A 22,374-nucleotide genomic window follows, 5' to 3' on the forward strand; every position below is an offset into this window, starting at 1 on the left:
CTGCGCTAACCTGCCTCGATGTTTTACGAGGTCGACTATGCACATTCATATTCTCGGTATTTGCGGCACGTTCATGGGCTCGATGGCGGTACTGGCCAAAGAGCTGGGCCATCACGTCACCGGCTCCGACGCCAACGTTTACCCGCCCATGAGCACGCAACTCGAGGCTCAGGGCATTGCGTTGACCCAAGGCTACGACCCCGCGCAATTCAACCCGGTGCCGGACCTGGTGGTGATCGGCAACGCCATGTCGCGTGGCAACCCGGCGGTCGAGTACGTACTCAATAAAGGTTTGCCTTATGTGTCTGGCCCGCAATGGCTGGCCGACCATGTGTTGCAAGGCCGGTGGGTGCTGGCGGTTGCCGGCACACACGGCAAGACCACCACCAGCAGCATGCTGGCCTGGGTGCTGGAACACGCGGGTATGAGCCCGGGTTTCCTGATCGGCGGTGTGCCGCAGAACTTTTCGGTATCCGCGCGCTTGGGCGATACGCCGTTCTTCGTGATCGAGGCAGACGAATACGACAGCGCCTTCTTCGACAAGCGCTCCAAGTTCGTTCACTACCGCCCGCGCACGGCGATCCTGAACAACCTGGAGTTCGATCACGCTGATATCTTCCCCGATCTGCCGGCCATCGAGCGGCAGTTCCACCATTTGGTGCGCACTATTCCAAGCGAAGGCCTGGTGATCCACCCGACCACCGAGCCCGCCTTGCAGCGTGTGATCGAGATGGGCTGCTGGACCCCGGTGCAGACCACCGGGGCGGGCGGGCAGTGGCAGGTCAAGCTGCTCAGCGAAGACGGTTCCAAGTTTGAAGTGCTGTTCGACGGCGAAGCCCAGGGCATTGTCGATTGGGACATGACCGGCCAGCACAACGTCGCCAATGCCTTGGTGACCCTGGCGGCTGCGCGGCATGTGGGCGTGGTGCCGTCCATGGGCATTGCCGCCTTGAGCGCATTCAAGAGCGTAAAGCGGCGTATGGAAAAAGTCGCCGACGTGAATGGGATTACCATCTACGACGACTTTGCCCACCACCCGACGGCCATTGCTACCACATTGGATGGCCTGCGCAAGCGTGTCGGTGATGCGCCGATCATTGCGATCATCGAACCGCGTTCCAACTCCATGAAACTTGGCGCGCACCGCGATGGTTTGCCCGAAAGCGTCAACGATGCCGACGAGGCGGTGTGGTATGCCCCCGCGAACCTCGGCTGGGACCTGCCGGGCATCGCTGCCCTGTGCACCGTGCCCTCCACCGTCTGCGATAGCATCGAGGGCATCATTGAGCACGTTCGGCAGCAGGCCAAACCCGGTACCCACGTGGTGGTCATGAGCAACGGCGGCTTCGGCGGCCTGCACGGCAAATTGGCCGAGGCGCTGAAATGAGCGGGCCGGAACGTGTCACCCTGGCAATGACCGGTGCATCGGGCGCACCCTATGGCCTGCGGCTGTTGGATTGCCTGGTGCGTGAAGAGCGCGAAGTGCATTTCCTCATCTCCAAGGCCGCGCAATTGGTCATGGCCACTGAGACCGACGTGGCGTTGCCGCCCAAAGTGCAGATGATGCAGGCCTTCCTCACTGAGTACACCGGTGCGGCGGCGGGGCAGATCAAGGTCTACGGCAAAGAGGACTGGATGTCGCCCGTGGCCTCCGGCTCGGGTGCCCCGGCGGCGATGGTGGTGGTGCCATGTTCCACGGGCACCTTGTCGGCGATTGCCACCGGTGCCTGCAACAACCTGATCGAGCGCGCGGCCGACGTGACCTTGAAGGAGCGCCGCCAGTTGATCCTGGTGCCGCGTGAAGCGCCGTATTCGAGTATTCACCTGGAGCACATGCTCAAATTGTCGAACATGGGCGTGACGATTCTGCCGGCCTCGCCCGGTTTCTATCACCAGCCGCAGACCATCGATGACCTGGTGGACTTTGTAGTGGCGCGTATTCTCAACCTGCTGAACATCCCCCAGGACATGCTGCCGCGTTGGGGTGAACACCATTTGAGCAGCGATGAATAAGGCCCTGCTGATCTTGCTGGCGTTGCAACTCACGGGCTGCGCCACTGCGCGCACCTTGGATGCCGCGCAGCCAAACGCCCCAGTGGTGTATGCCGGCACGCGGTTGGATTTGTATGCAATGAACGGTGGTTGCTGCGCCAAGGACCGGTTTGGTGCTGAGGCGCCGACTTATCCGGGTGTGGACCTGCCGGCGAGTGCGTTGCTCGATACCTTGTTGTTGCCGCTGTCGGTATTGACGGTGCTGGGCGTTGGATTCAACGCCACAGGCGGCCTATAGGGCACATCTTTGTAGTGAGCGGGCTTGCCCCGCGCTGGGCTGCGAAGCGGCCCCAATAAATACACCGCCGAACTTCAGGTAAACACCATTCGCCTGGTTTGGGGCCGCTTCGCAGCCCAGCGCGGGGCAAGCCCGCTCACTACAGGGAGATTTTCAGCCTTTGAACAGGCTTGACCGGTCATCGCAACATTACTTACCTAGCTTGCGCAACTCATCCGATTCCACCACCCGCACCCCATCCTGCTCTTCCAGCGCCAGGCGCCACATGGCTCGCGCCAGTTCGCACACTTCGATGCCGTGGTACTTGCCCGGAATCAACCGCGACAACGGCCCGGCCAATTGTTCGGCCAAGCGCGGCTCCAACCGCTCCCCCAGCAGCAACGACGGCCGTACGATAGTCAGTTGTGGCCAGTCCTGGGCCTTCAGCGCCTGTTCCATTTCCCCTTTGACCCGGTTATAGAACACCGAAGATTTCGGGTCGGCGCCGATCGCGCTGATCACGATCAGGTGCCGCGCGCCCATTTCCCGCGCACGCTTGGCGAACGCCACGACCATGTCCAGGTCGACGGCGCGGAAGGCGGCTTCGGAGCCTGCCTGTTTGATCGTGGTGCCGAGGCAGCAGAAGGCGATGTCCACCCGGCCACTCAGTTGCGGCAGAAACACGGCCGGGTCGCCCACCGGGTTTTCCAGGCGCGGGTGTTCGGCCAATGGTTTGCGGCTGGGTGCGAGCACGCGGGTGACGGTGGGTTCGTTGAGCAGGCGGTCAAGCAGGTGTTCGCCGGTAAGGCCGGAAGCTCCGGCGAGCAAGATATGCTGAGGCGTCAGGTACATGGTGTTTCCCCCTTGTTACACAGTTCAGCTTAGTTGCCTTTGGCTTCCTTGCTATTCATTGAGACGCTTTCGAGCGCCTTTCGTGCCTGCTGTTTGCGTAATAATTGCCAGTGGGCGATGACGCCCTTGGGGGCCCATATCTGCGGTTCGGAGGCTTCGAAGTTGTCCGCCTGTTCGCGTTCGGCCACCTGCAGTTGTGCCAGCTTGAAGGCTTGCTGCAAGTCGTCGGTCTGGTTGAAGGCTTGGGCGAAGAGGGCATCGCCAAAGTAGGTGAAGTCGGCTTCCTCGGAACACCCGAAGGACACCCGGTCGGCCCGCGAGGCGGTCATGATCAGGGTGCGTTCATCTTTCAGCGCCGGGATGAACCCGCCGGAGTAGCAGGCCGAAATCACCACGATTTTGTCGCGGTTCTTCAGCGGTGCCAGTACGGCGGCCAACTCATCGGCAGGCAAATCGGCCAGCTCCATGCGCGGTTGGTCCAGCACCAGTTCGTGTTCGTGGGTGCCGTGGCTGGTCATGTAGATAAATACCAGGTCTTCCGGGCCGGTGCGCTCGGCCAGGGTTTGCACGGCGCGACGCAGGCTTTCGCGCGTGGCCAGGGGGCGGTCGGCGATGTGGTCGCGGTGATTGACCAGGCGAATCTGCCCACGCGCGCCGAACCGGGTGGCGAGCAGGTTACTGACGTAGTCGGCCTCGCGCAGGAACACGCTTTGTTTACCGTCGCCGGCCACGGCCAGGGTATAGAGCTCTACGGCGGGGGTGGAGGCGGGCACGGCGGCAAGCGCCGCATCCAGCAGGTGGCCCTGGGCTAGTACGCCGATTTCCAGAGGGTCGGGCAACAGTTTTCCGTCGGCATCGCGCACGCGCATGCCATTGACCCAGGTGCCAGCGTGTACGGTGCCGTCAGTAAGGACAAGGGTGCCTTTGCCTTGATAGCTGTCGCTGTCGAAACCACCGATATAGAAACTGCCGTCGGACAGGTTCAGGCGGCCCTCACCGGTAAAGCGCCAATCGCTGAACTGGCCGACATAGTGGCTGCCGTCGACGCCGATCAATTCGCCTTTGCCGCTGAGCGCGCCCTCCTTGAACTGGCCGATCCACACGTCGCCGTCGGCGTTCTCATAGCGGCCCTTGCCGTTGAGCTGGTTCTGTTTGAACTGACCGACATAGATATCGCCGTCGGCACTGTTGAACGTACCGTTGCCTTCCAGCTGGCCATCGACGAAATGGCCGCTGAATTGGTTGCCGCTGTCGTCGTTGCGCTGGCCTTCGCCATTCGGTTTGCCGTGGGCGAACTGGCCTTGATACTGACTGCCGTCAGCCAGTTCCAGGCGACCGAGGCCCGAATACAGGTCGTCCTTGAATTCGCCACGATAGGTCATTTGCCCCTCTTTGAGGGTGCCTTCGCCGTTGCGCCGGCCATTCTTGAAGCCGCCCACATAGTGGCTGCCCGCGGTGGTCAGGCTGCCCTGGCCATCGAACAAACCCTGCTGGAACTGGCCTTTATAGACTTCGCCATTGCTGCCATGCCACTCGCCCTGGCCGTGCCATTGGCCTTTGTCGAACTGGCCGGCGTACCAACTGCCATTGGGGTAGTCCACGCGCCCCTGGCCTTGCAGCAAGCCATTGACCACATCGCCCCGGTAGCGTCCGCCGTCGGGCAGGCGCGCATCGGGCGGCAACAGCGATTCGCCATCTCCGCAAGCGGTGAGCAACAGGGCAAGGGCGAGGGGAGCGAGTGGGCGCATAGCGGGATCCGGATAATTGAGCGCCGAGTATGCCGCAGCTGCGAGTTACATACATAAATTTACATACACTGTGGTGAGGTTTTATCCCTCACCACAGGGAAGGCTTACACGAAGCAGAGCGACAACGACTCAGCAATGTAAGCCGGTTTTTCCTGCCCTTCGATTTCCAGGGTGGCGGTGGCCTTGAACAGCCATTGGCCAGGCTTTTTCTCGGTGACGTCGGTGAGGGTCACGTTCAGGCGCACCTTGGAGTTGACCTTCACCGGCTGGATAAAGCGCACGCTGTCCAGACCGTAGTTGACCGCCATCTTCAGGCCTTCAGGCATGATCAGGATGTCTTCCATCAACTTGGGCATCAGCGACAGCGACAGGAAACCGTGGGCGATGGTGCTGCCAAACGGAGTCTGCGCGGCCTTGACCGGGTCGACGTGGATGAACTGGTGGTCGCCCGTGGCCTCGGCGAACAAGTTGATACGCGCCTGGTCGATGGTGAGCCACTCGGAACGTCCCAGTTCCTTGCCGACATAGTCTTTGAGCTGCGCTACGGGTACATAGGGCATTGCGTCTCTCCTTGGTTCATCATGCGGTGCACAACGTCGGGTTTTTATGGGTTACAGAGAACCAATGTAGATCATCATGGCCAATCAGCCCGGTCAACCCACCATGCTTTTGGCGAATGCCGGTGCATAGGGCGGGCGTGCTTATAATGCGGGCGAGTCTTGAGGGGGAAGAACGGATGCTGTTACGTGGCCTGACCTGGCTGGTGCTGTTTCAACTGATCGGCACCGCAATCAACCATTTGCTGTTGCCGGTGCTGCCGGGGCCGATCATCGGGTTGCTGCTGATGTTGGGCTTTCTGGTCTGGCGAGGTGAAGTCGGCGAGCCATTGAGCCTGGCGGCCAGCAGCCTGTTGCGGTACCTGCCGTTACTGCTGGTGCCGCCGGCGGTGGGGGTCATGGTGTATGCCAAGGACATCGCCGCTGATTTCTGGGCCATCGTCGGCGCGCTGGTGCTGTCGCTGGTGATCGCCATGGGCTTTGTCGGCGTGCTGATGCAACAGATGGTCAAGCGCAAGGAGAAGGATCAATGACCTTCGACTGGCAGGGCGCGTGGACGGCGGTGATCCACCATCCGTTGTTTGGCATCGGCATCACCCTCGGCGCTTATCAAGTGGTACTCGCAGGTTTCGAGAAAACCCGCTGGATCTTCCTGCAGCCGGTGCTGGTGTCCATGCTGCTGGTGATCGGGGTGTTGCTGACCTGTGGCCTGAGCTACGCCGAGTACCGCAAGAGCACCGAAATCATGAGCATCCTGCTGGGCCCGGCGACGGTGGCCCTGGCCGTACCGCTTTATTTGAACCTGCGGCGCATCCGCCAATTGTTCTGGCCGATTTTTACTACGCTGGTGGTAGGCGGGGTGCTGGCTACCGGGCTCTGTGTCGTGCTGGGTAGGTGGTTTGGCGCCGAACACATGATGTTGATGACCATGGCGCCCAAGTCGGTGACCTCGCCGATTGCCATGCTGGTGGCCGAGCAGATCGGGGGCGTGGCGGCGCTGGCGGCGGTGTTTGTGCTGATCACCGGGGTGGTGGGTGCGATGATCGGCCCGGCGTATTTGTCACGGTTGGGCGTGCACAGCCCGGAAGCGCGCGGCATGGCGCTGGGCATGACCGCCCACGCTGTCGGCACCTCGGTGGCCTTGCAGGAAAGCGAAGAGTGCGGCGCCTTTGCAGCGCTGGCCATGAGTCTGATGGGCGTGGCCACGGCAGTGTTCCTGCCGCTGGCCGTGTCGGTGATCGTTTAAACCGGGTTTAAGGAAACCTTTATGAGTCTGGCGCTGTTCCCGCTCAATACCGTGCTGTTCCCTGGCTGCACCCTCGACCTGCAATTGTTCGAGGCGCGTTACCTGGACATGATCAGCCGCTGCATGAAAAAAGGCGAAAGCTTCGGCGTGGTGTGCATCCTCGACGGCAAGGAGGTAGGCATGGCCCCGGACGGCTACGCGCTGATCGGCTGTGAAGCGCTGATTCGCGACTTCAAGCAGCAGGACAACGGCCTGCTGGGCATTCGCGTGGAAGGCGGTCGCCGGTTCCGGGTACGTGACGCCGGCGTGCAGAAGGACCAATTGCTGGTGGCCGACGTGCAATGGCTCGAAGACCTGCCGGACCAGCCGCTGGAAGAAGAGGATGCCGACCTGCTGGCGCTGCTGCAGGCATTGGCCGAGCACCCGATGGTGGCCTCGCTGGACATGGACGCCCGCGCCGAAGGGCAGCAAGCCTTGGGCAACCAGCTGGCGTATCTGCTGCCCTTCACCGAGGCCGACAAGATCGACCTGCTGCAACTCGACGACCCGCAGCAGCGGCTGGACGCGATCCAGATGTTACTGGATGAGTTGCAGGGTGAGCTGTTCAACTGACTTCGGAAATATCCGGCGTTGTTATCAGACGTTCCTTCGTTGTCCCGTGCGCGGGGCCTGAAATAGTCTCCGATCACACACTCAGGGTCAGGGGATGAACATGATTCGGCTAGCGCACTCGGAGCAGGCGGTCTGGGACGGGTTTCTCATCAGCGTGACCGCGCAACTGATCCAGCAAGAGGCAAACCGCGGCCCGGAGTACATCGCCGAGCGCGCGGCGGAAATCGCCGATGAGATGTTGCTGGAGCGGCGTGAACGCTGCGTTGAGCGCCGAGCCGCCTCCGTCGATTGGATCGGCCCGGCCAAGGGTCAGTAGGCATACCGGAGCAGGGCGTGAGGGGTGCCGGTGAGCGCGATGAAGCTCAGCACCGCGATCAGCGCCGGTAACAGCAGCCACCAGGTCTTTTGCGACATGGCCGGCAGCGGGCTTCGATACTCGCTGGCGCCCAGGCTGAATGCACACACCGTCATCGCCAGCAGCGTGCCGGCCAGGATGTCGGTGGGCCAATGGGCGCCGAGGTAGACCCGCGACAGCGCAATGAACGCCGCGGGAATGCAGCCCAGCAGCATCCAGGTCAGGCGCAGCCGGATGGGTTGTCCACGACCGGCCAATACCGCCAACGCCAGGAAAAACGCGAACGCGCCGGACGCATGGCCGCTGGGCATGCTGAAACTGGTCAGTGGGTCTGTAAGGATTTCCGGGCGGCCACGGGCGAAAAACAGCTTGGTTCCCGTATTGATGACAGCAGACCCGGCCAACGTGGCGCCGACGAACACAGCATGACGCCATTGCCGCGCCAGTAACAGCAGGCCGGTGAACACGGCGCTGGCGAAAAACATTTTCTTGAACTCACCCAGTTGGGTGATCCGCACCATGACTTCGTCGAGCCACGGGCTACGATGCTCCTGAACGAGGGCGCTCAGGCCCTGGTCAAAATTGTCCAGCGAGTGATAGCCGATAAACACGGCGATCAACAACGTCAGGCTGGCGCAGCCGACCCACAAGGTGGCGCGACGATGGCCGCGCAAGCTGCTGTTCAGGCTGAGCCCAATCAACACAGCAAGGCACGCAGCCACCACCGCCGCCTCGGGCCAGAAACCTTCGGGCAACGGCAGGCGGAAGGCGGCACCAGTCGCCCAGCCCGGCAGCAGATAGGCCACCGACCAGCCCGCGGCGGCCACAATGCTCACCACCGCGAAGCGCGGAAACGGCATGTCGCACATCCCGGCCACCATCGGCAGCATGGGGCGCAGCGGACCGATGAAGCGTCCGACCAGCAGGCTGGCGATGCCGTATTTGTGGAAGTAGGTTTCAGCGCCGTTCATCCATTCGGGGTGATGGCGAAGGCCGGGCAGGCGCCGGATGTTCTGATGGAAATGTCGACCCAGGTAATAGGAAACCCCGTCCCCGAGTAGCCCCCCCAGGAAGCCCACCAGCAGGGTTTCGCTCAATGACAGCGCGCCGCTGCCGGCCAGCGCCGCAATCGCAAACAATAAAACCGTGCCCGGCACGATCAGCCCGGCAATGGCCAGGCACTCCACACAGGCGACGATAAACACCGCGACCGCCAGCCATTCGGGGTTCAGGGTCAGCCAGCCGGTAATGCTATCGAGCCATTGGCCCATACAACGTCACTCCCTCTACATAACTTGATCTGCTGTGTTGCAGCCGTCTGGATCCATTCAAATCAAAACGTAGTCGCGGCCTTCGACCTGGCCACGGCGCAGCGGGTTCCGTGTGCAATATGGCGCATAGCCTGCATCGACGAAGCGGTACATCAGGTGTTCATCGCGGCCGCTGGGGATGCCCAGGCGGGTGGTTTGTATGATCTGCGTCGGGTTCTGGCCCACGTCTTCAACGCAGAGCAACGCCTGATCGAAGCGCTTGGCGTCCCACATCGGTACCTTCAACCCCAGGGCTTTGCACAGCAGTGTCTGGCCGGCGCACAGCTTTTGCGCGGCGCGCGGGCTGCCATCGGCGTTCGGGTTGTTCAGCTGCATCTGCGCCAGGCTGGCCGGGCCGGACACGTCGTCGACCCATGGATACGCTGATTTGATCAGCACGGCATTACCCGGCCCATGGGCGCTGAAGTTCAGGGAGTCGCCGCCACGGGCGTAGTACATGTAGATATGGCCACCATCCAGAAACAAAGCCTTACGTTTTTCTGTGTAGCCCAATGAAGCGTGACTGCCTTTTTCGGCCACGTAATACGCTTCGGTTTCAATAATTCGCGCCGAAAGCCAGATTTCGCCGACACGGTGGCGTATGACTTTTCCGAGCAATGCTTGCGCGAGGATTTGCGCGTCCCGGTCGAAGAAGCGGTCGGGCAGGGCGCTGGCGGGGCGTTGGGGCGATGAGCTGGGCATGGCGGTCAGGGGTAAATACGGCTAAATGTGACCGAATCATAACAACTCCCACCTTAATTACCGCTGAACCCCAGGTTTTTACAGTTCATTTCGACCATCCGCCCCTCACCGCTGTCAGTCGGGCGGCGTCACAGCTATAATCTGCCGCTTTCCTCTTTGCCAAGACTCCCTGACCATGACTGAGTCCGTTCTTGACTACATGACCCGCCTGGGTCGCGCTGCCCGTCAGGCCTCGCGGTTGATCGCCCGTGCGAGCACCGCGCAGAAGAACCGTGCCTTGCTGGCCGCCGCCGACGCTCTGGATGCTTCGCGCTCCGAGCTCACCGCCGCCAATGAACAGGACCTGGCCAACGGCCGCGCCAATGGCCTGGAGCCGGCCTTGCTGGACCGCCTGGCGCTGACCCCGGCACGCATCGACGACATGATCGAAGGCCTGCGTCAGGTGGCCAAGCTGCCTGACCCCATCGGTGAAATCCGCGACATGCGTTACCTGCCGTCCGGCATCCAGGTCGGCAAGATGCGCGTGCCCCTGGGCGTGATCGGCATCATTTACGAGTCGCGTCCGAACGTGACCATCGATGCCGCGAGCCTGTGCCTCAAGTCCGGTAACGCCACCATCCTGCGTGGCGGTTCCGAGGCGATCAATTCCAACCGTGCCATCGCTGCCTGCATTCAACAGGGCCTGGCCGTGGCCGAGTTGCCCGCCGAAGTGGTGCAAGTGGTTGAGACCACCGACCGCGCCGCCGTGGGTGCGCTGATCACCATGCCGGAATTCGTCGACGTGATTGTGCCGCGCGGTGGCAAGAGCCTGATCGAACGCGTCAGCCGTGATGCCAAGGTGCCGGTCATCAAGCACCTGGACGGTGTATGCCACGTGTTCATCGACATCGCCGCCGATATCGACAAGGCGATCCGCATCGCCGACAACGCCAAGACCCACCGCTACGCCCCGTGCAACACCATGGAAACCCTGCTGGTGCACGTCGGCATTGCCGATCGCGTGCTGCCGCCGCTGGCTGCCATCTACCGCGACAAGGGCGTGGAACTGCGGGGGTGCGAGCGCACCCGTGCGCTGCTGGGGGCGGACGTGATCGAGGCGACCGAGCTGGACTGGTACACCGAATACACGGCACCGATCCTGTCGATCAAGATTGTCGACGACCTGGACGAGGCCATCGAACACATCAACACCTATGGCTCCAAGCACACTGACGCCATCGTTTCCGAGCATTTCAGCGATGCGCGGCGCTTCCTCAACGAAGTGGACTCCGCTTCGGTGATGATCAACGCCTCCACGCGTTTTGCCGACGGCTTCGAGTATGGCCTGGGCGCGGAGATCGGTATTTCCACCGACAAGCTCCACGCACGCGGCCCGGTTGGCCTGGAAGGCCTGACCAGCGAGAAGTACGTGGTGTTCGGCGACGGTCATGTGCGCACTTGATGGCTAAACGCATCGGGCTGCTCGGCGGTACCTTCGACCCCGTGCACATCGGCCATTTGCGCAGTGCCCTGGAAGTCGCGGATGCCCTCGCGCTGGATGAGTTGCGCGTGATGCCCAACGCCCGGCCGCCCCATCGCGATACACCGCAGGTGTCGCCGCAGCAGCGCCTGGAAATGGTGCGGTTGGCGGTGCAGGGCATCGCGCCGCTGGTGGTGGACGACCGCGAGCTCAAGCGCGATAAACCGTCCTACACTGTTGACACCCTGGAGCTGATGCGGGCCGAGTTGGCCGCGGATGACCAGTTGTTTCTGCTTTTGGGCTGGGACGCATTTTGCGGCCTGCCCTCTTGGCATCGCTGGGAGGAACTCCTCCAGCATTGCCACATCCTGGTTTTGCAACGCCCGGATGCCGACAGCGAACCGCCGGATGCCTTGCGCAACCTGCTGGCCGCGCGGTCGGTAAGTGACCCCTTGGCCCTGACCGGGCCGAACGGGAATATTGCATTCGTCTGGCAGACCCCGCTTGCGGTGTCCGCCACCCAGATCCGTCAACTGCTGGCCAGCGGGAAGTCGGTACGTTTCCTGGTGCCTGACGCGGTCCTGGCCTACATCGATGCGCACGGGCTTTACCGTGCGTCGAACTGAAAAGGCGCGCTTGAACGTACGTACAGTCGTACAGCGAGCGCCCGAACATACGAGCAAAACGAGTTTTATATGACGAACAAAGACGTAAGCAAAGTTAAGCGCAAAGGCACCTTCAAAAGCGCCCCGCTGCCGGTTGAAGCCCATGTTGGCCCTGAGCTGGCTGGCGAAGAGCTGGTAAAAGTCGCCGTGGCGGCCCTGGAAGACGTGAAAGCCCAGGACATCCAGGTGCTGGACGTGCGCGACAAGCAGAGCATCACCGACTACATGATCATCGCCACCGGTACCTCGAACCGCCAGATCGGCGCGATGCTCGACAAGGTCCGCGAAGCCGTCAAAGCCCAAGGCGTGAAGCCGCTGGGTGAAGAAGGCAAGGGCGACAGCGACTGGGTGCTGCTGGACATGGACGACGTGATCGTTCACATGATGACTTCCAACGCTCGCCAGTTCTATGACCTGGAGCGTCTATGGAAAGGCGCCGAGCAGAGCCGTGCCGCCGATGGCAAGCACCACAGCCCGGAAGTGGGCCACGCGCACTTCGACAAGCTCAACAAAGACCAGGAATAAGGAACGGCTGTGCGCCTGCGTCTGATCGCTGTCGGTTCACGCATGCCCAAGTGGGTGGAAGAAGGCTGGCACGAGTATGCCAAGCGTCTGCCCGCTGAGCTTTCGCTTGAACTGGTGGAAATACCGCTCAATACCCGGGGCAAGAATGCCGACGTGGCGCGCTTTATCCGTCAGGAAGGCGAAGCCATGCTGGCCAAGGTCGGCCCTAACGAGCGCATCGTCACCCTTGAAGTGCACGGCAAGCCCTGGAGCACCGAGCAACTGGCGGTGGAGCTGGATCGCTGGCGCCTGGATTCGCGTACGGTCAACTTCATGGTCGGCGGCCCCGAAGGGCTGGCGCCGGAAGTCTGTGCGCGGGCGGACCAGCGTTGGTCGCTGTCGGCGCTGACGCTGCCGCACCCGTTGGTAAGGATCCTGATCGGTGAACAGCTGTATCGCGCCTGGACAGTTCTGTCCGGGCACCCTTACCACAAATAATCTGCGCCCCTCCCGATGACCCAACCGATCCGCATCAAGGACCACGAGAAAGACGCACGTCTGGTACGCGCTCGGGTCGTGTTCGGTGCTTTTTTGGTGGTGGGGTTGATCGGGGTGTTGATTGCGCGCCTGTATTTCCTGCAGGTGATCCAGTACGACTATCACTCCACGCTGTCCGAAAACAACCGGGTGCATGTGCAGCCGATTCCGCCCACCCGTGGGCTGATTTTCGACCGTAATGGCGTGGTGGTCGCGGATAACCGGCCCAGCTTCAGCCTGAGCATGACCCGCGAGCGCTCCGGCGACTGGGCGCAGGTCCTCGACGTGATCGTCGAGGTGCTGCAACTGACGCCGGAAGACCGGTTGATCTTCGAGAAACGCATGAAACAGGGGCGCCGACCTTTCGAGCCGGTGCCCATCCTGTTTGAGCTGACCGAAGAGCAGATCGCGCGGATCGCGGTAAACCAGTTCCGTCTGCCGGGCGTGGAAGTGGTGGCGCAGTTGGTGCGGCATTACCCGCAAGGGCCGCACTTTGCCCACTCCGTCGGCTACATGGGGCGGATCAACGAGAAAGAGCTGAAGACCCTCGACCCGGTCAATTACAGCGGCACCCACCACATCGGCAAAACCGGCATCGAGCGTTTCTACGAGCCCGAGCTGCACGGCCAGGTGGGTTACGAGGAAGTCGAGACCAACGCCCGCGGCCGCGTGCTGCGGGTGCTCAAGCGTACCGACCCGGTACCGGGCAAGGACATCGTGTTGAGCCTGGACATCAAGCTGCAGGAAGCGGCCGAGATGGCGTTGGGCGGGCGACGGGGTGCGGTGGTCGCGCTGGACCCGAAGACCGGCGAAGTACTGGCGATGGTCAGCCAGCCAAGCTTTGACCCCAACCTGTTTGTCACGGGTATCAGCTTCAAGGCTTACGCCGAGTTGCGCGATTCCATCGACCGCCCGTTGTTCAACCGCGTGCTGCGCGGCCTGTATCCGCCGGGGTCGACGATCAAACCGGCCGTGGCAATTGCGGGGTTGGACGCAGGGGTGGTCACGGCCTCCAGCCGCGTGTTCGACCCGGGCTACTACATGCTGCCCAACTACGATCACAAATACCGTAACTGGAACCGCACCGGTGACGGCTATGTCGATTTGGACACCGCGATCATGCGCTCCAACGACACCTATTTTTACGACCTGGCCCATAAGCTGGGTATCGACCGTTTGTCCGCCTACATGGGTAAGTTCGGCCTCGGCCAGAAAGTCTCCCTGGACATGTTCGAAGAATCCCCAGGCCTGATGCCGTCGCGGGAGTGGAAGCGCGCGACCCGTCGCCAGGCCTGGTTCCCAGGCGAAACGCTGATCCTCGGCATCGGCCAGGGCTATATGCAGGCAACACCGTTGCAGCTGGCCCAGGCCACCGCGCTGGTGGCCAACAAAGGCATCTGGAACCGCCCGCACCTGGCCAGGACCATCGAAGGCGAAAAGCCTTTGGATGAAAACCCGATCCCGGACATCGTGCTGCGCGACCCGTCCGACTGGACCAAGGTCAACCACGGCATGCAGCAAGTCATGCACGGCGCCCGTGGTACCGCGCGCAAGGCGGCGATCGGCGCGCAATACCGTATCGCCGGCAAGAGCGGTACCGCCCAGGTGGTGGCAATCAAGCAGGGCGAAAAATACGACCGCTCCAAGGTCCAGGAGCGTCACCGCGACCATGCCCTGTTCGTCGGTTTTGCGCCGGCGGACGACCCGAAAATCGTGGTGGCGGTGATGGTCGAGAACGGCGAGTCCGGTTCCGGCGTCGCCGCGCCCGTGGTGCGCCAAGTGATGGACGCCTGGCTGTTGGCCGACGACGGCAGGCTCAAGCCCGAATATGGCGGCCCCCCTTCAAGCACCGAGGTTACGGCCAGTGAAGAGTAATTTTGACCGCATCCTCTCCAGTGAGGACGTGATGCGTCGCCGCGCGACGTTGCTGCAGCGCATGCACATTGACGGCCCGTTGCTGATCCTGCTGCTGACCCTGGCGGCCGGCAGCCTGTTCGTGTTGTATTCGGCCAGTGGCAAGAACTGGGACCTGCTGATCAAGCAAGCGTCGTCGTTCGGCCTGGGGCTGCTGTCGATGGTGGTGATCGCCCAGCTGGAGCCGCGCTTCATGGCGCGCTGGGTGCCGCTCGGTTATGTAGCGGGCGTGTTACTGCTGGTGGTCGTGGACGTGATGGGCCACAACGCCATGGGCGCGACCCGCTGGATCAACATTCCGGGGGTGATTCGCTTCCAGCCGTCGGAATTCATGAAGATTCTGATGCCGGCGACCATCGCCTGGTACTTGTCTAAACGCACCTTGCCACCGCAGCTCAAGCACGTGGGGATCAGCCTGATCCTGATCGGCGTGCCGTTTATCCTCATCGTGCGCCAGCCGGACCTCGGTACCTCGCTGCTGATCCTGGCCGGCGGTGCGTTCGTGCTGTTCATGGGCGGCCTGCGCTGGCGCTGGATCCTCAGCGTGCTGGCCGCCGCCGTGCCCGTGGCCGTGGCCATGTGGTTCTTCTTTATGCACGACTACCAGAAGCAGCGGATCCTGACCTTCCTCGACCCCGAAAGCGACCCGCTGGGCACCGGCTGGAACATCATCCAGTCGAAGGCGGCCATCGGTTCCGGCGGCGTATTTGGTAAAGGTTGGTTACTGGGCACCCAGTCGCACCTGGACTTTTTGCCCGAGAGCCACACCGACTTCATTATCGCGGTATTGGGCGAAGAGTTCGGCCTGGTAGGCATTTGCGCGCTGTTGCTGATCTATTTACTGCTGATCGGTCGCGGCCTGGTGATCACTGCGCAGGCGCAGACGCTGTTCGGCAAATTGCTGGCCGGCGCGCTGACCATGACGTTTTTTGTTTACGTTTTCGTCAACATCGGTATGGTCAGTGGCCTGCTGCCGGTGGTGGGGGTGCCGTTGCCGTTCATTAGCTACGGCGGAACTTCGCTGGTGACATTGCTGTCAGCGTTTGGGGTTTTGATGTCGATTCATACGCATCGCAAATGGATCGCACAGGTTTGAATAAGGTGAAGATGTCAATGCAAGTAATGCGCGGCTGGGCGACTCGGCATGCGTCCTGGATGGGCCTGATTGGGCTGCTGGGCGCAACGCAAGAGGCGCAGGCCGGTGACTACGATGGTTCACCCCAGGTCGCCGAGTTCGTCGGTGAAATGACCCGCGACTATGGTTTTGCCGGTGAACAGCTGATGGGCGTGTTCCGCGAAGCCCAGAAAAAGCAGGCGATCCTTGATGCCATTTCCCGCCCTGCCGAACGTGTGAAGCAGTGGAAGGAATACCGTCCGATGTTCCTGACCGACGCCCGCGTGGCGCGTGGCGTTGACTTCTGGCGCCAGCACGAAGCGGTATTGGCGCGCGCCGAACAGGAATACGGTGTGCCGGCCCAGGTGATCGTTGCGATCATCGGCATTGAAACCTTTTATGGGCGCAATACCGGCAGTTACCGGGTGATCGACGCTTTGTCGACCCTGGGCTTCGATTACCCGCCCCGCGCCGACTTCTTCCGCAAGGAGCTGCGCGAATTCCTGCTGCTGGCCCGCGAAGAACAGGTCGACCCACTGACCCTCAAAGGGTCCTACGCCGGTGCGATGGGCTTGCCGCAGTTCATGCCGAGCAGCTTTCGCGCCTATGCCGTGGACTTTGACGGTGACGGGCACATCAATATCTGGAGCAATCCCGACGACGCCATCGGCAGCGTGGCCAGCTACTTCAAGCGCCACGGCTGGGTCGGCGGCGAACCGGTGGTGATTCGCGCCGATGTCTCCGGCGATCGCGCCGATGAAGGGCTTACCCAGGGCATCGAGCCGGCCAAGACGGTCGGGGAGTTGCGGGCGTTGGGCTGGTCGAGTCAGAATGCGCTGCCTGATGATATGCCAGTGACCGCGTTCCGCCTCGACGGCGAAAACGGCCCGGAATACTGGATGGGCCTGAAGAATTTTTACGCAATCACGCGTTATAACCGCAGTGTGATGTACGCCATGGCCGTGCATCAGCTGTCAGACATGCTGGTCCAAGCACGGGGCAACAAGTAATGCGGGCATCGCCGTTCAAACAACCGCTCAAGCTGGTGGCGTTCGCCGCGTTGTCCTTGCTGGTCGTCAGTTGTTCCACCACCAACAGCCGCGCGCCGGCGCAAAAGTCCGGCGGCGCAGTCGTCCGTGCCCAGCCGGGCCTGGACATCAACCGCGCACACAAAGACGGCGCGCCGTGGTGGGACGTCGACGTGTCGAAGATCCCGGATGCCACGCCAACCCTGCACACCGGCCCGTACAAGGCCAACCCCTATACCGTGCTGGGTAAGAGCTACTTCCCGTTGCAGGACTCCAAGACTTACGTCCAGTCGGGTACGGCATCCTGGTACGGCACCAAGTTTCATGGCCAGAACACCGCCAACGGCGAAGTGTATGACCTGTACGGCATGAGCGCGGCCCACAAGACCTTGCCGCTGCCCAGCTATGTACGGGTGACCAACCTGGACAACAACCGCACGGTGATCCTGCGCGTCAACGACCGTGGGCCGTTCTATTCGGACCGCATCATCGACTTGTCCTACGCCGCCGCGAAGAAACTCGGTTACGCCGAAACCGGTACCGCGCGCGTCAAGGTCGAAGGTATCGACCCCGCGCAGTATTGGGCCCAGCGCGGCAAACCGGCGCCGTTGATGCTTAACGAACCGCAAACCCAGCAGCCGCAAGTGACCGCCTCAACCGGCAAGATCGAGCAGTGGACGCCGCCACCGGCACAGCATGCGCCTGACACGGTGGTCGTACCCCATGCCGCGCCGGGCGCTTCGATGGCTGGCGGGCAATACCTGCAGGTCGGCGCTTTCGCCAACCCGGATGCGGCAGAACTGTTAAGGTCCAAGCTCAGCGGTATGGTCAACGCACCGGTCTTCATCAGCTCCATCGTGCGTAATCAACAGACGTTGCACCGTGTGCGGATGGGCCCGATAGGCTCGCCGAGCGAAGTCGCCCAAGTACAGAACAGCGTGCGCATGGCCAACCTGGGGCAACCCAGCGTGGTCACTGCCGAATAATAAAAGATTGATGGTTCAAGCCCGTGCGCGGGCCTGGGCCCAGGTTGTTGGCTCGTTGAACAATAAAAACCCGGGGGCAAGGGGTGAGCGGGCAACCGAACACGTGACAGTCTGGAAGCGGGCTGTCTGAATAAGTTTTGCCCGCGAGGGCAAGTTTCCATAAGCAATTTCGAGAGACGGATGAACATCACCACCTTAGCCAAACGCACGTGCCTGCTTATCTCGCTGATCATCACCCCGGCCGCCTGGGCGGTTGAAATGGTGCCGGCTTCACCGCAACTGGCTGCCAAGTCCTGGGTCCTCATGGACGCTGCCAGTGGCAACGTGCTGGTCGAGAGCAACGGTGACCAGCGCCTGCCGCCGGCCAGCCTGACCAAACTGATGACGGCCTACATCGCGACCCTGGAAATCCGTCGCGGCCAGATCGGCGAGAACGACCCGGTCACCGTCAGCGAAAACGCCTGGCGTACCGGCGGTTCGCGGATGTTCATCAAGGTGGGTTCGCAGGTCACTGTGAGCGACCTGCTGCACGGCATCATCATCCAGTCCGGTAACGACGCCAGCGTCGCCCTGGCCGAGCACATCGCCGGCAGCGAAGACGCGTTCGCCGACATGATGAACAAAACCGTGGCCGACCTGGGCATGACCAACAGCCACTTCATGAACCCGACCGGTCTGCCGAACCCGGAGCACTACTCGTCGGCTCACGACATGGCGATCCTGGCGCGCGCGATCATCCGCGTCGATCCGGTGCACTACGCGATCTACTCCCAGAAGGAATTCTTCTGGAACAACATCAAGCAGCCTAACCGCAACCTGTTGCTATGGCGCGACAAGACCGTCGATGGCCTGAAAACCGGCCACACCGACGAAGCCGGCTACTGCATGGTGTCGTCCGCTGTACGTGACGGCCAACGTCTGATCGCCGTGGTCTTCGGTACTAACAGCGAGCAGGCCCGTGCGGCCGAGACGCAAAAACTGCTGACTTACGGTTTCCGTTTCTTCGAAACCCAGACCTTCTATCAGAAGGGTGCTGAGCTGGCGACCGCGCCAGTGTGGAAAGGCGCTACCTCCCAAGTCAAAGCTGGCCTGGCTGAAGACCTGACCCTGACCATGCCTAAAGGCCAGCTGAAAAAGCTCGCAGCCAGCATGACCATGAACCCGCAGTTGGTTGCCCCAATCGCCAAGGGTGATGTGATCGGCAAGGTTGAAGTGAAGCTGGACGACAAAGTGGTTCACAGTGCCGACCTGATCGCACTGGACGCCGTCGACGAAGGTGGTATCTTCCGCCGCGTCTGGGATAGCATCCGTCTATTCTTCTACAGCTTGTTCAACTGATAGTGTGCACCTGCAAAGCCCCGTGTTGATCCGACACGGGGCTTTGCCCGTCGCCACGGCTTACGCTTACGAGGCCGTTACGCCATGACCGATAAAGAAGTAAAGGCGCCAAAGATCGAATTCCCGGTGGTGGACTATCCCATCAAGGTGATCAGCGATACCGGTGTCGGCCGTAAAGACCTGATCCTCGAGATCGTGCGTAAACACGCGACGATCAACGATCAGCGCGTGGATGAGCGCTCCAGCTCTACCGGCAAATACACCACGATTCAGTTGCACATCGTTGCGACTGATCAAGACCAGCTCTACAACATCAACAGCGAACTGCGGGCCACCGGCTTCGTGCACATGGTGTTGTGATGTCTCACGTCCTGGGCTTTCGCGAGCTCGGCCGGATGGACTATGAGCCCGTCTGGCACGCCATGCAGCGGTTCACGAATGAACGCGGCACGTCGGCGGAAGATGAAATCTGGCTGGTGGAACACCCGCCGGTCTTCACCCAGGGCCAGGCCGGCAAGGCCGAGCATCTGTTGCTGCCGGGTGATATTCCGGTGGTGCAGGTCGACCGAGGGGGTCAAGTGACTTACCATGGGCCCGGTCAACTGGTGGCTTACCTGCTGCTGGACGTGCGCAAGCTTGGGTTTGGCGTGCGTGACCTGGTGAGCCGCATGGAGGCTTGCCTCATCGAGTTGTTGGCCAGTTACGGCGTGACCGCCGCGGCCAAGCCCGATGCGCCCGGTGTGTACGTGGACGGCGCGAAAATCGCTTCCCTGGGGCTGCGCATTCGCCACGGTTGTTCCTTTCATGGCCTGGCGCTGAATGTGGACATGGACCTGGCACCGTTCCGGCGGATCAACCCGTGTGGCTATGCCGGGTTGGCGATGACGCAACTGAGTGACCACGCCACACCGATTAAATTTGCCGAGGTTAGTGCCCGGCTGCGTGCGCAGCTCGTCAAACACCTCGACTATGCTGAGCAGACGACCCTTACGGGCGGAATCGACTGATTATGACTACTGATGCAGTGCAAACCATGATCCCGACGCTGGACATCACCGAGCGTCCGGCCCCGGCCCCGCGTGCCAAGGTGGAAGCCGGCGTCAAGCTGCGTGGCGCCGAGAAGGTTGCACGCATCCCGGTGAAGATCATTCCGACCACCGAACTGCCGAAGAAGCCTGACTGGATCCGCGTGCGCATCCCGGTTTCGCCGGAAGTCGACCGTATCAAGGCGCTGCTGCGCAAACACAAGCTGCACAGCGTGTGCGAAGAAGCCTCCTGCCCGAACCTGGGCGAATGCTTCTCCGGCGGCACCGCCACCTTCATGATCATGGGTGACATCTGCACCCGTCGTTGCCCGTTCTGCGACGTCGGCCACGGCCGTCCGAAGCCACTGGACGTCAACGAGCCGGAAAGCCTGGCTATCGCCATCGCCGACCTGAAACTCAAGTACGTGGTGATCACCTCCGTCGACCGCGACGACCTGCGTGACGGCGGTGCCCAGCACTTTGCCGACTGCATCCGCGAAATCCGCAAGCTGTCGCCGAACGTGATGCTTGAAACCCTGGTGCCGGACTACCGTGGCCGTATGGACGTAGCGCTGGAAATCACCGCCGCCGAGCCGCCGGATGTGTTCAACCACAACCTGGAAACCGTGCCACGCCTGTACAAGGCAGCGCGCCCGGGTTCGGACTACCAGTGGTCGCTGACCCTGCTGCAGAAATTCAAGCAGATGATGCCGCACATTCCGACCAAATCCGGCCTGATGCTGGGCCTTGGCGAGACCGACGAAGAAGTGATCGAAGTCATGAAGCGCATGCGCGAACACGACATTGACATGCTGACCCTGGGCCAGTACCTGCAACCGTCGCGCAGTCACTTGCCGGTGCAGCGTTTCGTGCACCCGGACACCTTCGCCTGGTTCGCCGAGGAAGGTTACAAGATGGGCTTCAAGAACGTCGCGTCGGGCCCGCTGGTACGTTCCTCGTACCATGCGGACGAGCAGGCCAAGCTGGTCAAGGCGAGCCTGGTTTCGTAAGCCGCACCGCTGCCTCAATGTGAGAGGGGGCTTGCTGTGGTGAGCGGGCTCGCTGTGGTGAGAGGGCTTGCTGTGGTGAGCGGGCTTGCCCCGCGCTGGGCTGCGAAGCAGCCCCATCTAATCTTAAGTAAACTCGCCCCCCTCCCACATTTTGTTTGGCGTTATTTCAGGAAGAACTGCGGATGACTGCTGCCGTACCTGCATTGCGTGCCGAAGGCACCATCGCCTTGATCGCCCCCGCTGGCCCCGCCACGCTGGACGTTGAAAAGGCCGGCCAATGGATGCGTACCCGTGGCTACGACCTGCGAATCTTCCCCGGCGTCTATGAACGCGACGGCTACCTTGCTGGCAGCGATGCCGTGCGCCTGCGTGACCTGCATGCCGCCTTCGCCGACCCTGAAATCGATGCCATCTTCTGTCTGCGCGGCGGCTACGGCACCCCGCGTCTGCTCGATAGCTTGGACTTTGACCTGCTGCGCGCCAACCCCAAGCCATTCGTAGGTTATAGCGACATCACCGCGCTGCACCTGGCAATCAGCCGTTACGCGGGCTTCGTGACCTTCCACGGCCCGATGCTCAATGCCGATCTGTTGGGCGACAAGCAACCCCCCACGGAGTCGTCACTGTTCAGCCTGTTGCGCGGTCAGTTGGGCGCCGGCAGCGAGTTGGTGCACCCGGTGGCCTACCCGTTGACCACGATCGAGCCTGGCATCGCCTGCGGGCGCTTGCTGGGTGGCAACCTGTCGATGATCGCGGCGGTCATGGGCACGCCTTACGAAATCGACGCAGGAGGCATCATCCTGTTTATTGAAGACGTCAACGAGCCGATCTACCGCATCGACCGGCTGCTGACGCATCTGCGTCTGGCGGGCAAGCTGGCACACGTTGCGGGTGTGCTGGTGGGGGATGTGGCGGGTGTGGACAAGGCTGCGCTGGAGCGGCTGCTCAAGCAGACCTTTGCGCCGTTATGCATTCCGGTATTGTCAGGCTGGCGCAGTGGGCATTGTGATCCGAACCTGACGTTGCCGATGGGCGCGTTGGTGAGGTTGGATGCGGGGGAGCAGCGGGTGGTGTTGGAGCAGGATGTGGTGGTCAGAGCCTGAAGGTGTTGTCGTCTGCAAAAACGCTATCGGGAGCAAGCCC

General features: G+C 61.9%; 25 protein-coding genes. 20 read left to right on the forward strand and 5 right to left on the reverse strand.

Annotated features, from left to right (window positions below; translation table 11 throughout):
- The first annotated feature begins 37 nt into the window (after positions 1-37).
- From mpl to BM403_RS19155, 3 genes are read left to right on the forward strand one after another with little or no spacing between them, the layout of a single operon-like run.
- The gene (gene mpl, locus BM403_RS19145; RefSeq protein ID WP_015886079.1) at positions 38-1,387 is read left to right on the forward strand and encodes a UDP-N-acetylmuramate:L-alanyl-gamma-D-glutamyl-meso-diaminopimelate ligase; all 1,350 of its coding nucleotides are present in this window, start codon (positions 38-40) and stop codon (positions 1,385-1,387) included.
- Entirely contained in the window at positions 1,384-2,013 is a 630-nt protein-coding gene (gene ubiX, locus BM403_RS19150; RefSeq protein WP_010206807.1) for a flavin prenyltransferase UbiX, read from the forward strand. Before mpl ends, ubiX begins: the two co-directional genes overlap by 4 nt.
- Positions 2,006-2,290 (forward strand): YceK/YidQ family lipoprotein, encoded by a 285-nt coding sequence (locus tag BM403_RS19155; protein WP_015886077.1) that lies wholly within the window; start codon positions 2,006-2,008, stop codon positions 2,288-2,290. Before ubiX ends, BM403_RS19155 begins: the two co-directional genes overlap by 8 nt.
- 189 nt (positions 2,291-2,479) lie before the next feature.
- Here BM403_RS19155 and BM403_RS19160 read toward each other — a convergent pair whose 3' ends face one another.
- From BM403_RS19160 to BM403_RS19170, 3 genes are all read right to left on the reverse strand, one after another.
- A complete protein-coding gene (locus BM403_RS19160; RefSeq protein WP_046035710.1) occupies positions 2,480-3,121 on the reverse strand; it encodes an oxidoreductase in 642 nt (213 codons plus the stop codon).
- Positions 3,122-3,150: 29 nt separating this feature from the next.
- Complete coding sequence (locus BM403_RS19165) at positions 3,151-4,869, reverse strand: C13 family peptidase (RefSeq protein WP_046035711.1); 1,719 nt, start codon at positions 4,867-4,869, stop codon at positions 3,151-3,153.
- A 104-nt stretch (positions 4,870-4,973) separates the two neighbouring features.
- Positions 4,974-5,429: a MaoC family dehydratase gene (locus tag BM403_RS19170; RefSeq protein ID WP_003194496.1), complete on the reverse strand. Its 456-nt coding sequence runs from the start codon at positions 5,427-5,429 to the stop codon at positions 4,974-4,976.
- 176 nt (positions 5,430-5,605) lie between these two features.
- On the opposite strand from BM403_RS19170, the gene BM403_RS19175 reads away from it, so the two are divergent.
- From BM403_RS19175 to BM403_RS19190, 4 genes are all read left to right on the forward strand, one after another.
- A complete protein-coding gene (locus BM403_RS19175) occupies positions 5,606-5,959 on the forward strand; it encodes a CidA/LrgA family protein (protein ID WP_015886074.1) in 354 nt (117 codons plus the stop codon).
- Entirely contained in the window at positions 5,956-6,672 is a 717-nt protein-coding gene (locus tag BM403_RS19180; protein ID WP_046035712.1) for an LrgB family protein, read from the forward strand. The genes BM403_RS19175 and BM403_RS19180 overlap by 4 nt, the downstream gene beginning before the upstream one ends.
- Positions 6,673-6,693: 21 nt before the next feature.
- Positions 6,694-7,284, forward strand: a complete 591-nt coding sequence (locus tag BM403_RS19185; protein ID WP_015886072.1) for an LON peptidase substrate-binding domain-containing protein — start codon at positions 6,694-6,696, stop codon at positions 7,282-7,284.
- Between the two features lie 100 nt (positions 7,285-7,384).
- Complete coding sequence (locus BM403_RS19190) at positions 7,385-7,600, forward strand: hypothetical protein (RefSeq protein ID WP_093544366.1); 216 nt, start codon at positions 7,385-7,387, stop codon at positions 7,598-7,600.
- Here BM403_RS19190 and BM403_RS19195 read toward each other — a convergent pair.
- Entirely contained in the window at positions 7,594-8,910 is a 1,317-nt protein-coding gene (locus BM403_RS19195; protein ID WP_015886070.1) for a bifunctional DedA family/phosphatase PAP2 family protein, read from the reverse strand. The two genes, BM403_RS19190 and BM403_RS19195, sit on opposite strands and share 7 nt — an antisense overlap.
- Before the next feature lie 57 nt (positions 8,911-8,967).
- Positions 8,968-9,651, reverse strand: a complete 684-nt coding sequence (locus BM403_RS19200; protein ID WP_093544216.1) for a DNA-3-methyladenine glycosylase — start codon at positions 9,649-9,651, stop codon at positions 8,968-8,970.
- 175 nt (positions 9,652-9,826) lie between these two features.
- Between BM403_RS19200 and BM403_RS19205 the strand changes: the two genes are divergently transcribed.
- The 13 genes from BM403_RS19205 (at position 9,827) to BM403_RS19265 (ending at position 22,334) form a co-directional block, all read left to right on the forward strand.
- Positions 9,827-11,092: a glutamate-5-semialdehyde dehydrogenase gene (locus tag BM403_RS19205; protein ID WP_015886068.1), complete on the forward strand. Its 1,266-nt coding sequence runs from the start codon at positions 9,827-9,829 to the stop codon at positions 11,090-11,092.
- Complete coding sequence (nadD, locus tag BM403_RS19210) at positions 11,092-11,736, forward strand: nicotinate-nucleotide adenylyltransferase (RefSeq protein ID WP_043205958.1); 645 nt, start codon at positions 11,092-11,094, stop codon at positions 11,734-11,736. Before BM403_RS19205 ends, nadD begins: the two co-directional genes overlap by 1 nt.
- 69 nt (positions 11,737-11,805) lie before the next feature.
- Positions 11,806-12,300 carry a ribosome silencing factor gene (gene rsfS, locus BM403_RS19215; protein ID WP_003237041.1) on the forward strand — a complete coding sequence of 165 codons (495 nt, stop codon included), beginning with the start codon at positions 11,806-11,808 and terminating at the stop codon, positions 12,298-12,300.
- A gap of 9 nt (positions 12,301-12,309) precedes the next feature.
- A complete protein-coding gene (rlmH, locus tag BM403_RS19220) occupies positions 12,310-12,777 on the forward strand; it encodes a 23S rRNA (pseudouridine(1915)-N(3))-methyltransferase RlmH (protein WP_003176297.1) in 468 nt (155 codons plus the stop codon).
- Between the two features lie 15 nt (positions 12,778-12,792).
- A complete protein-coding gene (gene mrdA, locus BM403_RS19225; protein WP_093544218.1) occupies positions 12,793-14,691 on the forward strand; it encodes a penicillin-binding protein 2 in 1,899 nt (632 codons plus the stop codon).
- A gap of 31 nt (positions 14,692-14,722) precedes the next feature.
- On the forward strand, positions 14,723-15,826 hold the full coding sequence (rodA, locus tag BM403_RS19230) for a rod shape-determining protein RodA (protein ID WP_015886065.1): 1,104 nt from the start codon (positions 14,723-14,725) through the stop codon (positions 15,824-15,826).
- A gap of 17 nt (positions 15,827-15,843) precedes the next feature.
- On the forward strand, positions 15,844-16,854 hold the full coding sequence (mltB, locus tag BM403_RS19235) for a lytic murein transglycosylase B (RefSeq protein ID WP_093544220.1): 1,011 nt from the start codon (positions 15,844-15,846) through the stop codon (positions 16,852-16,854).
- The gene (locus BM403_RS19240) at positions 16,854-17,858 is read left to right on the forward strand and encodes a septal ring lytic transglycosylase RlpA family protein (protein WP_015886063.1); all 1,005 of its coding nucleotides are present in this window, start codon (positions 16,854-16,856) and stop codon (positions 17,856-17,858) included. Before mltB ends, BM403_RS19240 begins: the two co-directional genes overlap by 1 nt.
- Before the next feature lie 180 nt (positions 17,859-18,038).
- Positions 18,039-19,196 carry a D-alanyl-D-alanine carboxypeptidase family protein gene (locus BM403_RS19245; RefSeq protein ID WP_015886062.1) on the forward strand — a complete coding sequence of 386 codons (1,158 nt, stop codon included), beginning with the start codon at positions 18,039-18,041 and terminating at the stop codon, positions 19,194-19,196.
- An 84-nt stretch (positions 19,197-19,280) separates the two neighbouring features.
- The gene (locus BM403_RS19250) at positions 19,281-19,556 is read left to right on the forward strand and encodes a DUF493 domain-containing protein (RefSeq protein WP_015886061.1); all 276 of its coding nucleotides are present in this window, start codon (positions 19,281-19,283) and stop codon (positions 19,554-19,556) included.
- Positions 19,556-20,203 (forward strand): lipoyl(octanoyl) transferase LipB, encoded by a 648-nt coding sequence (lipB, locus tag BM403_RS19255; RefSeq protein ID WP_015886060.1) that lies wholly within the window; start codon positions 19,556-19,558, stop codon positions 20,201-20,203. The genes BM403_RS19250 and lipB overlap by 1 nt, the downstream gene beginning before the upstream one ends.
- A gap of 26 nt (positions 20,204-20,229) precedes the next feature.
- Complete coding sequence (lipA, locus tag BM403_RS19260) at positions 20,230-21,231, forward strand: lipoyl synthase (protein ID WP_057444888.1); 1,002 nt, start codon at positions 20,230-20,232, stop codon at positions 21,229-21,231.
- Positions 21,232-21,413: 182 nt separating this feature from the next.
- Positions 21,414-22,334 carry a S66 peptidase family protein gene (locus tag BM403_RS19265; protein ID WP_064052191.1) on the forward strand — a complete coding sequence of 307 codons (921 nt, stop codon included), beginning with the start codon at positions 21,414-21,416 and terminating at the stop codon, positions 22,332-22,334.
- Positions 22,335-22,374: the final 40 nt, after the last annotated feature.

It is taken from the genome of Pseudomonas sp. OV546 (genome assembly GCF_900116845.1).
In the GTDB taxonomy this organism is placed as follows: Bacteria; Pseudomonadota; Gammaproteobacteria; order Pseudomonadales; family Pseudomonadaceae; genus Aquipseudomonas; species Aquipseudomonas petroselini.